Source organism: Acidaminococcus sp., from assembly GCF_050873445.1.
Taxonomy (GTDB): Bacteria; Bacillota; Negativicutes; order Acidaminococcales; family Acidaminococcaceae; genus Acidaminococcus.
In genome coordinates this window covers 15,718-30,368 of sequence record NZ_JBNMIU010000012.1, presented here as the reverse complement: position 1 = coordinate 30,368, position 14,651 = coordinate 15,718, and the positions used below count along the sequence as shown (strand labels likewise).

The 14,651-nt window shown below is 47.9% G+C and carries 14 protein-coding genes; 2 read left to right on the top strand and 12 right to left on the bottom strand.

Annotation, left to right across the window (positions count from 1 at the left end; all coding sequences use genetic code 11):
* Window positions 1-20 precede the first annotated feature (20 nt).
* The 10 genes from ACR0QW_RS03545 to ACR0QW_RS03500 form a co-directional block, all read right to left on the bottom strand.
* Complete coding sequence (locus tag ACR0QW_RS03545; RefSeq protein ID WP_432642343.1) at window positions 21-872, bottom strand: LicD family protein; 852 nt, start codon at window positions 870-872, stop codon at window positions 21-23.
* A 12-nt stretch (window positions 873-884) separates the two neighbouring features.
* Window positions 885-2,039: an HAD family hydrolase gene (locus tag ACR0QW_RS03540; RefSeq protein ID WP_432642342.1), complete on the bottom strand. Its 1,155-nt coding sequence runs from the start codon at window positions 2,037-2,039 to the stop codon at window positions 885-887.
* Between the two features lie 675 nt (window positions 2,040-2,714).
* Window positions 2,715-3,224, bottom strand: coding sequence for a DUF4411 family protein (locus tag ACR0QW_RS03535; protein WP_432642341.1), 510 nt, complete (start codon window positions 3,222-3,224; stop codon window positions 2,715-2,717).
* A gap of 3 nt (window positions 3,225-3,227) precedes the next feature.
* Window positions 3,228-4,334 carry an ImmA/IrrE family metallo-endopeptidase gene (locus tag ACR0QW_RS03530; RefSeq protein WP_432642340.1) on the bottom strand — a complete coding sequence of 369 codons (1,107 nt, stop codon included), beginning with the start codon at window positions 4,332-4,334 and terminating at the stop codon, window positions 3,228-3,230.
* 308 nt (window positions 4,335-4,642) lie between these two features.
* Entirely contained in the window at window positions 4,643-5,416 is a 774-nt protein-coding gene (locus ACR0QW_RS03525; protein ID WP_432642339.1) for a DUF4422 domain-containing protein, read from the bottom strand.
* Window positions 5,417-5,666: 250 nt separating this feature from the next.
* A complete protein-coding gene (locus tag ACR0QW_RS03520) occupies window positions 5,667-6,029 on the bottom strand; it encodes a four helix bundle protein (RefSeq protein ID WP_432642359.1) in 363 nt (120 codons plus the stop codon).
* A 345-nt stretch (window positions 6,030-6,374) separates the two neighbouring features.
* Window positions 6,375-7,496, bottom strand: coding sequence for a UDP-galactopyranose mutase (glf, locus tag ACR0QW_RS03515; protein WP_432642338.1), 1,122 nt, complete (start codon window positions 7,494-7,496; stop codon window positions 6,375-6,377).
* A gap of 262 nt (window positions 7,497-7,758) precedes the next feature.
* Entirely contained in the window at window positions 7,759-9,150 is a 1,392-nt protein-coding gene (gene mgtE, locus ACR0QW_RS03510) for a magnesium transporter (RefSeq protein ID WP_432642337.1), read from the bottom strand.
* Window positions 9,151-9,231: 81 nt separating this feature from the next.
* Window positions 9,232-9,564 carry a hypothetical protein gene (locus ACR0QW_RS03505; RefSeq protein ID WP_432642336.1) on the bottom strand — a complete coding sequence of 111 codons (333 nt, stop codon included), beginning with the start codon at window positions 9,562-9,564 and terminating at the stop codon, window positions 9,232-9,234.
* Window positions 9,565-9,615: 51 nt separating this feature from the next.
* Complete coding sequence (locus ACR0QW_RS03500; RefSeq protein WP_432642335.1) at window positions 9,616-10,845, bottom strand: class I SAM-dependent rRNA methyltransferase; 1,230 nt, start codon at window positions 10,843-10,845, stop codon at window positions 9,616-9,618.
* Between the two features lie 184 nt (window positions 10,846-11,029).
* On the opposite strand from ACR0QW_RS03500, the gene ACR0QW_RS03495 reads away from it, so the two are divergent.
* Together ACR0QW_RS03495 and sfsA are read left to right on the top strand one after the other, a co-directional pair.
* Window positions 11,030-11,830, top strand: a complete 801-nt coding sequence (locus ACR0QW_RS03495) for an MBL fold metallo-hydrolase (protein ID WP_432642334.1) — start codon at window positions 11,030-11,032, stop codon at window positions 11,828-11,830.
* Window positions 11,831-11,835: 5 nt separating this feature from the next.
* Window positions 11,836-12,513: a DNA/RNA nuclease SfsA gene (sfsA, locus tag ACR0QW_RS03490; RefSeq protein WP_432642333.1), complete on the top strand. Its 678-nt coding sequence runs from the start codon at window positions 11,836-11,838 to the stop codon at window positions 12,511-12,513.
* 22 nt (window positions 12,514-12,535) lie between these two features.
* Here the strand turns inward: sfsA and ACR0QW_RS03485 are convergent, their stop codons facing one another.
* The gene (locus tag ACR0QW_RS03485; protein ID WP_432642358.1) at window positions 12,536-13,357 is read right to left on the bottom strand and encodes a MetQ/NlpA family ABC transporter substrate-binding protein; all 822 of its coding nucleotides are present in this window, start codon (window positions 13,355-13,357) and stop codon (window positions 12,536-12,538) included.
* 20 nt (window positions 13,358-13,377) lie between these two features.
* Complete coding sequence (locus ACR0QW_RS03480; protein WP_432642332.1) at window positions 13,378-14,634, bottom strand: NAD(P)-dependent malic enzyme; 1,257 nt, start codon at window positions 14,632-14,634, stop codon at window positions 13,378-13,380.
* Between the last annotated feature and the right edge of the window lie 17 nt (window positions 14,635-14,651).

Here is a 14,651-nt window from a genome sequence, read left to right as displayed (position 1 = left end):
GATAATATTCTCCTCTATTCTTAACGCCAATATACTTTAAAATTATGATGTGGAACCCGTCTATCTACTGGCGGCATCTCCATATAATTATGAAATAAATGGGTTAGATAAAAATCATAATTTCCAATTCCTATGAATTGATACTGTTCAAAGTTATACAATTTCGGTTCAAGGAATATATTCTTTGGAAGAATTTCCTTCTTATTCCCTGAAGAACAATCGACCAATACACTCACATTTGTGGATTGATCAAAAGAATATCGACTAGCATCCCGATTGATTTTTTTTACCAAGCTGGCTGTAGGTAATGGATGCATCAACGTAATGGCAATAAATTTTAAAATAGTACGACTTAACGCTTTTATTTTAACATAAGAATCTTTAGAATCAACATAATGATGACTAAAAGTGTATTTCATACATGATCCATGCAACAATAGATTTAATAATTGTTGGTGTTTGAACAATTTACGCTGTTCTAACATAGTTTGAGGAAGTCCGTCGATGGGGAAAATATCTACGAATACTCCTCCATACGGATACTGCTTCCATAATGTAAAATCTTTCAATTTTGTCCTCTGATCAAACACTTTAGCCATTGTATAAGGATAATTATCATCAGATTCAATCGAGCAAACTTTATATTTTGAATCATATCCATTGTATAAAGAAATGAATCGATTATAATCACCTCTTGGCATCATAATGTCAATATCATCATCCCAAGGAATAAAGCCTTCATGCCGTACAGCTCCAAGCATCGTACCATATGCCAAGTAATAACGTAAATTATTTTTCTTACAAAAATCAGCAATGCTTTTTAATATTTCAAGGGCAAGTTTTTTTTGCTCTTCCATCAGAATTTCTCTCATTTTTAATACCCTTCAATAATCTAACGGCTTTATTTTTTCGATCATCTTTAATAATTCTTTTGCTCTTTCATTATTAATACCTTGGCATATAATATTAAAAAAATTCCTTGCATCATCATTTTTAAGATAAAATTTAACCTGTTGATTTAATAAGGCGACATCTATCAATTTGTTTTTCTGACTCATAGTCCAATTGGGTATTTTAGTCATAGTAGAAATAAGATTATTTGTTTGTGCAAACGATTGACTGTCTTCCAAAGCACTAATTAAAGCATCTTTTTCTTGTTCTTCATTCGATTGACTCTGGCATTGTTTATAAGCTTCATTTTGGGCATTATAGTAAGCCATCTCAAGTACTTCATTTGCTTGAGTACGATCTATGATTTTATGAATTAGCTCTTCAAGCTGTGATCCTTTAGTATAGTCAGCTGGCATAAAATAACGAATACGATGTTCATTCATCATTTTATATACTTTGGTTTTATCCTTAGTCTCACTATTATATACACCAATAGAATAGCCTCCATTTAAATTCACAAGTTTCATGCAAGGTACATCTGTGTCACTATCACCAATATAAACTATATTACGAAAAGGAATTCTAATTTTTTCAGGAGGATAAAAATCATTTACTCTCTGATCATTCACGTCAAGAATTCCTTTTTCTATTCTGAAAAGAAATTGTGTTTTATTCGTATAATTAACAACCTGAGCCGGCCATACAGCTATTCCTGCCTGATCATAGTAAAAAGAACTAGCATAAATTTTCTTAAAGTGTGTAGCAATTATATTTCCCTCAATCATTTCTTTGAGACCGGAAGAAATGATATAATGTTCAACTACAACATTACGCCTTTTTGCATAAGTATCAATCCGTTTAAACCATGTTGACACACCAGGGAACAATTTTAGTTTTGCTCCATAATCCATTAACATTTTTTTATTAAAGACATGCGTCCCTCTAGATTTTGTTGCCATCAAATACATATAAGCTAGATTCTGATCCATGTCATTATTTTTAGCTAAACCATTAGATTCTTGCCAAAACTTCCCCACATCCGAGTGGACTGATTGAATAAAGCCTTGTGACTGCATATCGTCAAGAGACAAAGTTTTATCAAAGTCATAACAAATAGCAATGATAGGTTTCTTTTTCAAATCAGTCATTCTAAATCACACTTTCTATTTATGAACCCAATTAATTCAAAAAATGATAATTAATAAAAGGTTCGTTGTAAAATGAATTTAAACAGTTGATCAGAAAAAAACAAAATCCATAGTGAAGCTTCATGTTAAAATATTTTCGCAACAAATCATCAACAAAGGCGAGGACGTACATACACCCGGCCGCCATCCACATGGCATGAATTCAGTCTCTGTATCGTCAAGAACTTTTCCTTCGTGATAACGCTGCTACAGTGGTTTGTTTCCACACGAACGTTTTCTACGAACTTTGACTTTGTTCAAATGCAACTTGCAATTTACCTGGCTTTATCCTTGCTATCTATTATAGCAGAATCGGAGCCAGTTGATGGGAAGTTTTTACACTAAATTGGAGATGCCAGAAGTCAGAACGGCCCTTCGGGCCTAAAGATGTCAGCTTGGTAGTGCGGACAGTTCGGTTCTACCCACAACCGCCACTTTTGCGTAATTTTTTTACTTTTGTTTGGCTTATCAGTACTATCTTACTTCTTATCGCCAAACAAGCTGACGTCTGACTTCTTGAAGCGAATGTAGCGAGCGCTCTAACTTCTTATCCAGTGCTCGCTGACATCTGACATCTTTCAGCCCCTTCAGGAAGCGCTCTGACGTCTTCTCCAAGGCATGCTGACTTCTGACTTCTCAATCATTTCTCAGTACCATTCCAACTTTCCGCATCATTTCGTACAAATCCATGTAAGGAACACCCATCCGCTTGCAGATATCAGGAATTTTAACTTTCATTGTATTCGATGGCGGCATTTTTTCGAATGTTACCACTGTATCTCCCCAAGCCTTTGCGGCAGCAATAATCCAAGGATCTGCCCCTGACAAAAAGTTTTCCTTGTTTTCAGGTTTAAATTGCGCATTTCCATAAACCAGTTCTGCAATCTGGCGATAATATTCCACTACTTTTGCATCTTCTTTAGCCTTGTGGATAAAATTTTGCGGTGTCGCTTTTTCTATGTTTTTGATCCAATCTTTTAAATCATCATTTCCCTTAGTGATTTCTTCCTCTATAGCGTCAATCAGTTTACATTGTCCTGCAATCATTTTTCCTTCAAGCTGATTCCAGAATCCAGGAGCAATATCAAAGGCATAGTATTCATTTTTAGGATTGATGAACGTATTTGAATCTAACAAATAGTGCATCCCTTATTTCGCCTCCGCTTCTTTCATCGCATGTTGGAACGTTTTACCCCTGATTCCCAGCAAACGATAGGCATCCGTATAGAGCAGATTTCCTTCCTGCACGGCATTGAATACGAAATGACTGAAACTACGTCCAATTCGATTGGGTAGGATATAATTAAAATTGCCACCGCCGCCTGTTTCTTTTTTATTCAACTGTTTGAGAAAGCCAAAGTGTAATTTTTCCCATTCATTCTGAGATATCAATCCAAGAGTCAATGCAACTCGATAAAGGACCAATTTGCTTACAGGAAAGAGATCAGCTAAAACATCAAAATCATTAGGGTACTTCCTCCATTCTTTCTTGAAAGATGCATAAGGTACCAGAATCCCTGCGGCAATTTTATTACAGAAGGCCTCTGTTCCATCATCCAAAGCTTCCTGCCCTAAAAAGAGATGGACCAATTCGTGCAGCAGGGTAAATAATCTTCCATTACTGGTATCAGCGCCGTTAATAAAAATCAGCGGGGCATATGGCTCTGGCAATGCAAAACCACGGAACTCTTCCAGATTTAATTTTCGATGGGTGTTATTCCCTACAATCCCATTCATAAAGACAACAACACCCAAAGCTTCTATCCTGTTTCTAAAATAGGTCATGGATTCATTTTTCTTACAATCTTCAAACCACTTTTCTGGTATCCCCAATGCCTTCCGGATGACAGAGAATATCTCCTGCTCATCCATAGTGGTAGTTATTGTACCGAGAAAAGTTACTGGAGCATAGGAATTTTTCTTCTTATATTCACTTAACCACTCCTGCCGTTCCCGCATGGTCCTAATGGTATCTCTTAATTCCGTGCTATACCCTTCTGGACGTTGTTTACGATTCCGAATCGTGCGAAAATCTTTGACCGGTTTTACCTTGATTTGCGGAACTTCCTTCAACAGCAGATAGCCGAAAGGAACTCCTGTAAATTTGGCAACTCCTTCCAACTGGCGAATGGTAGGATTCTTATCACCATAGATCCATTCTTCATATTTAGGAAATTTTTTGAGGATTTCCCCTTGATTTTTTCTTGCATAAGAAAACGCCCATTCAAGGACTTGGGGATTAATCGTTACCTGCATGGGTGCTCACCTCTACAATCATCATTTTATAGTACAAGTATACGCCATTTTAAAAGAAGAATTCAATTGGGATTTAGAGCAGTTCTGTAATAATTGTCAGTGGCTTGTTAAAATGTCAGATGTCAGAACGGCTCTCAGAGCCTAAAGAAGTCAGCTTGGTAATGCAAACAGTTAGACTCTACATCTAGCCGTTACATTTGCATAAATTCTTCACTTTTGTCCGGCTTAGCCGTATTAGCCTGCTTCTTATCACTAGATAAACTGACATCTGACATCTTTAAGCGAGCAAAGCGAGCGCTCTGACTTCTTTACTGTTTTCTACCAAGAAACTTTCTCGCCAAAAACTCCCGAATCTTCTTCGGCCAGTCGACTCTCTCCAAAAACACCACCGGCACTTCCACTTCTTTCAGCCCCTGCTTTTCCAGCCAGACGTTAAAGAGGCGTTCGGACAGGAAGCCGTAGATCCGGGCTTCATACGGACTGTAGCCGGAGATGTCGATGCGGCTTTCCAGGGTGAACAGGATGTCGAACAGCCAGCTGCAGTACGCATCGAACAGGCTCTTTTTCATGGCGAACATGTTCAGGATGTGCAGTTTGCGCCGGTTCATAACGGTGGTGAAAGCAGCGCTGTATGCGGGATATTTTTCGGCAATGATGGCTTCCACTTCGTCCAGATCTTTTTTATAATGGGCATGCTCGTACTGGCTGCGCACGGTTTCAATATAATAGTTCCGTTTTACCGGCAGGATCACGTCATACTGGCCCAGGAGCTTTTCGTAATCGGAGCTGCTGAAGATGGCGGTCTTTTTCTTTTCCAGGTCATCCGTATGGACCCGATGCCCGAAATACCTCCGGTAATGACACAGGCCGATGTATTCGCAGGAAAGGTTCTTCCAGGCCCAATACAGTCCGGTCAGTTCGCAGTAATGGGGATTCTTCGCCGAAATGTTGTCCCCAGTATTGTCCGGCGTATACCCCGGAATGAGAGCTTTTCCCTCAGCCCCCACCTGCAGCGGCAGGTAGACAGGGTCGGTGGGCATCCAGTAGGGTTTATGGGCGGCGATGAGGATTTTGAGGTCCAATTGATTTCGTTCCTTTCTTTTAAAACGGCGTATGTCGATTGGCAACGTCGTTGTAGATACAGTATAGTTTTATGAGATGTCAGAAATCAGACTCAGTCCTATCGGACCTCGAGATGTCAGCTTGGTAGTGCGGGCGTTCGATTCTACATCCAACCACTACTTTTGCATAAATTAATTTTTCACTTTTATCCGGCTTAGCAGTACTATCCTACTGCTTATCACCAAACAAGCTGACATCTGACTTCTTATCCTAGTCATAAGTTTCTTTCGCTATGAGCGACGTCAGCATACGTCTTACTTCATCCGACAATGCCATCAGAGGTTTGACTTGCTCGAGGGTCAGGTATTCCAATTCTTGACAGACTATTAATTGCGCATGGAGTTCGTTGACAGAACCACGAGCAATGCCCAGGAAATAACGAGTTTCCCGGGCTGTGACTCTGCCAGAGCCTTCAGCAATATTGGAGATGATGGAAATGGCTGCACGACGCATTTGGTCAGATAACGAGTACAATTCTTCTTTGGGTAAAAATTTCACAAGGCGATAGGTGTCAATGGTCAGTTTCTTTGCTTTATCCCACACAATCATCTTCTGGAAGAACACGACTTTCATCATCCTTTTTAAGATGTCAGAACCGACCCTAACGGGCCTAAAGATGTCAGCGGCTTGTTAAGATGTCAGATACCAGACTCGGCCCTACCGGGCCTAGAGATGTCAGCTTGGTAGTGCGGGCAGTTCGGTTCTACATCTAACCGATACTTTCATATATATATTTCACTTTTGATTGGCTTAGCAGTACTATCCTACTACTTATCACCAGTCAAGCTGACATCTGACTTCTTTCAGTCCCCTTTAGGGGACGGTCTGTCTTCTTATCCAAGCCAGGCTGACATCTGACTTCTTTCAGCCCCGTCAGGGGCGGTCTGACTTCTTACCTACCGGGGCAATCCAGCAGCACTACTTACGCAATTCTTTCTTTGCCGCAGTCAGTGCGACCTCGAGGACCTTGTCCATATCATAATACTTGTACTCTCCAAGCCGGCCACCAAACAGGATTTTTTTCTCGTCCGTGGCACGCAGCTTGTATTTCTGGTACAGGCTGCTGTTCTTCTCGTTGTTCACCGGATAGTAAGGTTCATCTCCGGGTTTCCATTCGCTGCTGTATTCTTTGCTGATGACGGTTTTGGGCAGGTCGTTGCCCTTGTCGTCCTTACCGAACTGGAACCATTTGTGTTCGATGATCCGGGTCCAGGGTGTTTCCCGGTCGGTGTAGTTCATGGCCGCCACGCCCTGGTAGTTGGGTTTATCCAACAATTCTGTTTCGAACCGGACGCTGCGGTATTCCAGGGGGCCGTATTCATAGCCAAAGTAGGCGTCGATGGGGCCGGTATAGACCACTTTGTTAGCCATAGCATCCCATTTCTCCTTGTTGGCCAAGTAATCTTCATTCAGACGCACTTCGATGCCTTCCAGCATATTGGCCACCAGTTTGGTGTATCCGCCCACGGGGATACCCTGGTACAGGGCGTTGAAATAGTTGTTGTCAAAGGTCAGGCGCACGGGCAGCCGTTTGATGATGAAGGCAGGAAGTTTCGTACAGGGACGTCCCCACTGCTTTTCGGTATAGCCCTTGATCAACTTTTCATAGATGTCGGTGCCCACCAGGGAAATGGCCTGTTCCTCCAGATTTTTGGGGTTGGTGATGCCCGCCTGACGTTTCTGTTCTTCGATTTTGGCTGTGGCTTCTTCCGGCGTCACCACGCCCCACATTTTGTTGAAAGTATACATATTGAAGGGCAGGGAGAACAGTTCCCCATGATAGTTGGCCACCGGGGAGTTGGTAAAACGGTTAAAAACGGCGAACCGGTTCACATAATCCCATACTTCCCTGTTATTGGTGTGAAAAATGTGGGCGCCATACTGGTGTACATGGATGCCTTCCACATCCCGGGTATATACATTGCCGGCGATCTGGGGCCGTTTGTCGAGGACCAGGACGGATTTGCCCGCTTCCCGGGCCTGCTGTGCAAAAGCGGCGCCATACAAACCGGCGCCGACGATAAGGTAATTATAAATCATTGAATCTCCTTTTTCAGCCCCGTCAGGGGCGGTCTGATTTCTGATAGATAGACCCAGCCATAATACTATTATTATACGTTTCACAGGGGAAAAAGGCAACGAAAGTATATTCCATACAAAACAAGGGGGTGTGAAAAATGCTTTTTCACACCCCCGTCACTAGTCACCAGTCACTGGTCACTAGCCAATAGAAACCAGCTTCTGATGCTAGTAAAATACTGGAGCTGTGGAGATTATTTCACAGCCCCTTCACAGCCCTATTTCACAGCAAATACGGCAAAAACATCTTGGCCAGGCCCAGGAATACGAAGAACCCGCACACATCGGTGAAGGTAGTGATGAAGATGCTGGAGGCCACAGCCGGGTCGTAGTTCAGCGCCTTTAAAATGACGGGCACCAGGAACCCTACCAATGCCGCAATCATCAGGTTCACGATCATGGCCACCAGGATGATGATGCCCAGGGCGATGTTGTGATTGATCCACACAATCACCGCTCCGGCAATGAGTCCGTTCACCAGGCCGTTGATGAACCCTACGGCAATCCCTCTGGCAATCCGCACTCCGTTGCCGTGGAGCTTAATGTCGCCCAACGCGATGCCCCGCACCACCACAGCCAGAGTCTGGGTACCGGAGTTTCCCCCCATGCCTGCCACGATGGGCATGGCGGCAGCCAGTGCCACCACCTGGCTGATGGTATCTTCGAACAGGGAGACCACGGAGGATGCCAAAAACGCCGTCACCAGGTTGATGAGCAACCAGGGAAGCCGCAACCGTACGCTTTCCAGTACGGTGCTGTCCACGTCTTCTTCCTTGCTGACACCACCCATTTTCAACATGTCTTCGGTATTTTCTTCTTCGATGACATCGATGATATCGTCAACGGTGATGATGCCCAGCATACCTTTCCGCTTGTTCACCACAGGGATGGCGTGCAGGTCGTATTTGGAAACCAGCCGGGCAACGTCTTCCTGGTCGGCCTCAGGTTCAACGGAAATCACGTTGTCCTCCATGATATCCTGCAGGGTATCATAGTTCTTGGCCACCAGCAGTTCCCGCAAAGAAATGGTACCCACCAGCTGTTTCTTGTCGTTCAGTATATATAAGATGTTGATTTCTTCCGTCTTGGGAGCGATTTCCTTCACTTTTTCCAGTGCCTGGCTCACCGTAAGGCTGGCCCGCATGGAAATGTATTCGGTGGTCATAATACCGCCGGCGGTACTTTCCCCATAGCCCAGCAGGTTCCGAATGACCTCCTGGTCGCTGGTCTTCATGAGCTTGACAAGCTCTTTCCGACGGTTGGCAGGCATGTCGCCCAAAATATCGACGATATCGTCCTTGGACATATGCTGGAAGATGTTCAGGATCTTGTTCAGATCGAACAGCTTCATGATCCGCACCTGGAGCTCATCATCGGCCTGTTCAATGATCTCGGCCATCTGCTGGTCCGTGAACAGGCTGGCCAGGAACAGGATCTCGCTGTCGCTGGCTTCTTCCAGAGCGTAGGCGATATCAATGGGATGAGCGTCCTCCATCAGCCGACGGACGGATTTCTCATCTTTATTTTTCAGGGCGGAAATCAGTTCATTCTCTACCCGTTCTTCCAGTTCTTCCTGTTTTTCCTCTACGGAATGGTTCTCTTTCTGTTCATCCATTCGGATCTCTCCCCTCGCCCGCCTTCCCCTGAGGCGGTGCCTGACGGCTATGCGGCCCCTTGCCGGCCGCATCCCGGATAATTATTTGCGAGTCAGCGCTACATCGTCGGAGCATAGCCATCCGACAGCACCGTCAAAACGGATGCACAGATTGTAGATTTTTCCTTCTTCCACATTGCGGGTCTGGTTAATGGGCACGAACATGGTGCCTTTGGGATAGAACCCCAGAGTCAGAGCTTCTTTGTTGGGTTCAGCATAGAAGGCCGCCCCATTCTTGGTGGTCATCATGATGATCTTGGACTGCTGGAACCGTTCTTCAGTGGACTGGGCTGCTGCCAGTTGAGGCACCAGGACCGCTCCGCCCATTCCCACCAGGGAACACAGGGCCAGCACCATACGCATTTTTTTGAACATGGGACACCTCGCTAACCCCAGGAGGCGGAAAACCGGGCAGAGCCAGTTTTCTTACACCACCTGGAAAATATAAAATTTCAGATAATCCGTTTCCGGCACATTGTACAGGATGGGATGATCGGGAGCCTGCTGCCGGGCTTCCACCTGACGCAGGGAAACGGCTGCATCGTGGGCCGCTTCATGGAGCATTTCCACAAACAGCTCGCTCTTCATGAAATGGCTGCAGGAGCAGGTAGCCAGATAGCCGCCCCGTGGCAGCAGTTTCATGGCTTTCAGGTTGATTTCCTTATATCCCCGGAAGGCGCTTTTCACAGTATGGCTGCTCTTGGTGAACGCCGGCGGATCCAGGATGATGAAGTCAAAGGGATGCTGTTTTTTCTCTTCCAGGTCCGTCAGGTATTCGAACACATTGGCTTCCACGGTCTGGATCTTGTTCTCGTATCCGTTCAGGGCAAAGTTATCCCGGGCCCGCTTCAGGGCTTCGCCAGAAATATCCACCGCTGTAACACTGGCCGCACCGCCCCTGGCCGCATTCATGGCAAAGGGACCGGTGTGGGTAAAGCAGTCCAGCACGTGCTTGCCGGCACAGATGCGGGACACCGCCAGCCGATTGTACTTCTGGTCCAGGAAGAACCCTGTCTTCTGACCGTTCACCACGTCCACATGATAACGCAGGCCGTTTTCGGTGATGATGGGCATCAGGTCGGCTTCCGTCAGGGTGCTGCCCGGAACGGCGGCGATGCCCTTGCCTTCGGTCATCCCCTCCAGCTCGCGGATTTTCACGTCATTGCGTTCGTAGACGCCCTTCACATCCTCGCCCATTTCCCGCAGGATCTTCAGCAGCAGGGTGAACAGCAGGTCTTTCCGCTGTTCGATGCCCAGGCTGAGCACCTGGGCCACCAGCACATCCTGGAACCGGTCCACGGTCAGCCCTGGAAAGCCGTCGGCTTCGCCGAAAATCAGGCGGCAGGCTTTGAAGTCATCACCGGGCATGACGGTTTTGCGGTAATCGATGGCGTACCGCAACCGCCGTTCAAAGAAAGCTTCATCGAATTTGTCATTGGCATTCCAGGAAATCAGACGCACCCGGATCTTGGAATGATCGTTATAGAAGCCCGTACCAATGTACTTGCCCTTCTTTTCGCTGACCACGTCCACCAGGGCGCCGTTTTCAACAGGCCCGGCTACGTCCAGCACTTCGTCCGCAAACACCCAGGGGTGGCCGCCCCGGGCCATCCGTTCCCCTTTCCGGGTGATGGTAATCTTGGTAAATTCCCGCATTTCGTTCTCCTATCTATCCAAAGCCACTCAAATAGCCAAATTCACACATATATTATTGTACCATATGGAACGGACGATGGGAACAGAATTTGCAAATGGGCAGAGGTCAGTGAGCTTCCCCGCTCTTTCCTATTCTCCCCCGATACGCTATACTATAACCAATCGTACTATGGGAGGAAACCACATGGAAATTTTATTTTTGGGCACAGGGCATGCCATTTCTACCCGCTGTTACAACACGTGCTATGTCCTGCGCCAGAACGAACGGTACCTGCTGGTGGACGGCGGCGGCGGAAACGGCATCCTGCGCCAGCTGCAACGGGTCCGGCTTCCCTGGCAGAAGATCAAGGACATCTTTGTCACCCACCGCCACATGGATCATGTGCTGGGCATTTTCTGGCTGATCCGCATGATCGTAAAGGCCATGCGCCGGGGCACCTATACCGGCGAGGCCCGGATCTACGGTCATGATGAAATGATCCATCTGCTGCGCACCACGGCACCGCTGCTGCTGGATCCGGTGGACCTTCCCTATCTGGATACCCGGCTGCACTTCATTGAGGTGAAGGACGGCGAAACCCGGAAGATCCGGGGCTGGGACGTAACCTTTTTCGACATCCATTCCACCAAGGCCAGGCAGTTCGGCTACATCCTGGAAAGCCACGGTCACAAGCTGGGCTGCTGCGGGGATGAACCCCTGAACGATGATAACTTCACCCGGCTTTCCGACAGCGAATGGCTGCTCCACGAGGCTTTCTGCCTATACCGGGACCGGGACCGCTACCGCCCGTATGAAAAACATCATTCCACGGTAAAGGAAGCCTGCGAAAACGGAGAACGGCTGCAGGTACCCAACCTGGTACTCTACCATACAGAGGACAATCACCTGGCCCAGCGCAAGGCCCTGTACACCGAAGAAGGCAAGGAATACTATGGCGGCAATCTGTTCGTCCCCGACGATCTGGAAACACTGAGGCTCTGGTGACGGCCATGGAATATCCAAATATTACAGAAGGAACGTTCATTGCCCGTCCCAACCGGTTCATTGCCCAGGTGGAAATCGACGGTCAAGTGGAGATCTGTCATGTCAAAAACACCGGCCGCTGCAAAGAGCTGCTGGTGCCCGGCTGCAGGGTGTACCTGGTGTACAGCGGCAACCCGGCCCGGAAGACCCGGTACGACCTGGTAACGGTGCGGAAAGGAAACCGCCTCATCAACATGGATTCCCAGGCCCCCAACAAAGTGGTGCAGGAATGGCTGGAAGGCGGCGGTCTCCCCGGAGTGACCCTGGTGCGCCCGGAAGTGAAGTATGACCATTCCCGGTTCGATTTCTATTTCGAGCAGGGAAAACGGAAGGTTTTTATGGAAGTAAAGGGCGTGACACTGGAAGAAAGCGATGTGGTCCGGTTCCCCGATGCCCCTACGGCCCGTGGCAGCAAACATCTCCACGAACTGGTAAAAGCCCGCAGGGAAGGATATGAAACGTATCTGTTCCTGGTGGTGCAGATGGCGGATGTGGACCATTTCGAGCCCAACTGGCGCACGGATCCGGATTTCGGCCAGGCCCTTCTGGAGGCACAGAATCAGGGCGTACGCATTTTGTGTTACGATTGCCATGTAACGCCACAGACATTGAAATTAGGCAAAAAAATAGAGGTCCGATTGTAACATCGGACCTCATTTTTTGCAATCAGAATGCCGGGATGATGGCACCCTTGTATTTGTCTTCGATGAATTTCTTCACTTCGGGACTGTTCAGAGCCTTCATCAGCTTCTGGATTTCCGGCCGGTTCTCATCGCCTTTGCGTACGGCTACAATATTGGCATAGGGAGAGTCCTTGGCTTCAATGAACAGGGCATCCTTGGTGGGGTTCAGTTTGGCTTCCATAGCGAAGTTGGAGTTGATCACAGCAATGTCCACATCATCCAGAGTACGGGGCAGCATGGCTGCTTCGGCTTCGGTGATCTGCAGGTTCCTGGGGTTGTCCACGATGTCATTGGCCGTGGCCAGTACACCCACGCCTTCCTTCAGTTTGAGCAGGCCGGCTTTTTCCAGGATGGCCAGGGCACGGCCGCCGTTGGTGGGATCGTTGGGGATGGCAACTTTGGCGCCGTCCTTCAGTTCCTTCAAGTCTTTGATCTTCTTGGAATATACGCCCATGGGTTCAATGTGCACAGTGCCCACGGATACCAGTGACAGGTTCCGGTCTTTGCAGAACTTATCCAGATAGGGTTTGTGCTGGAAGAAGTTGGCATCAATTTCCTTGTCGTTCAGGCTCAGGTTGGGTTTCACATAATCGGTGAATTCCACCACCTGCAGGTCAACCCCTTCTTTGGCCAGCATGGGTTTGATCTGGTTCAGGATTTCCGCATGGGGCACCGGAGAAGCCCCCACTTTCAGGACCACTTTCTTGTCTCCCCCACTGGATTTGGAGTCTGTAGAGCTGCCGCAGCCGGCAGCCAGCCCCATCAGTGCCAGCAGTCCGGCCAGCACCAGAGCCAGTTTTTTCATTTTCATCATCGATTCCTCCCTCAGTTGTTCCAGTTCTTTTCTACCCGTTCTGCCGCTTCTTTACGGATATCTTCAGGGTCACGTTTCACACGGGCGATACCCTGATCCATAGCCACCTTGGCTACGGCAGCGGCGATAGCCGGTACAATACGGCGGTCGAAGGCACCCGGCACCACATAATCTTCCTTCAGTTCGTCATCGCTGACCAGACCGGCAATGGCTTTCACAGCAGCCACCTTCATTTCTTCCGTGATGGCGGAAGCACGGACGGCCAGAGCACCCCGGAAAATGCCCGGGAATACGCATACATTGTTCACCTGGTTGGGAGCATCGCTGCGGCCCGTACCGGCTACCGCAGCACCGGCAGCCTTGGCTTCCTCATAGGTGGTTTCAGGCACCGGGTTGGCCAGGGCAAACACAACGGGATCCTTGCCCATGCTCTGGATGATTTCTTTGGTGAACAGCCGGGGAGCAGAAACGCCCAGCAGTACATCCGCGCCCTTCACAGCGCCCTTCAGATCGCCGGTATAGCGGCGCTGGTTGGTGCAGCCGGCCAGGTATGCAGTAGCCATATCCATATCGCCGGGACGGCCTTCATACACAGCCCCGTGGACATCGATCATGGTCAGGTCCTTCACGCCCAGTTTCACCAGCAATTTGCCGATGGCGGAACCAGCGGCGCCGCAGCCGTTCACCACGACTTTGACCTTGTCGATTTCCTTTTTCACATACCGCAGGGCTCCCACGATGGCAGCGCAGGCGATGATGGCAGTACCATGCTGGTCATCATGGAACACAGGGATTTTGCAGCGTTTGATCAGTTCGGATTCGATTTCATAACACTTGGGAGAAGAGATGTCTTCCAGGTTGATGCCGCCGAACGAAGGCTGCAGTTTTTCCACGATATTCACGAATTCTTTGGGATCTTTGGTATCGATGCAGATAGGTACTGCATCCACATCGCCGAATTTCTTGTACAGCACGGCCTTGCCTTCCATTACGGGCATGGCAGCTTCCGGCCCGATGTCCCCCAGACCCAGCACACGGGTCCCGTCGCTGATGACGGCTACCATGTTGCCCCGGCAGGTATATTCAAAAGACAGGTCGTGATTTTCTTTGATCTTGCGGCAAGGCTCAGCTACACCGGGGGTGTAGGCGATGGACAGGTCATGTCCGTTTTCCAGAGGCACCTTGCAGCGCACTTCTAGTTTGCCATGGTTTTTGGCATGCATTTCCAGCGATTCACGGTTCAATTCTTCCGTATTTGCCAATTTCATTCCCTCCTCTATATCTG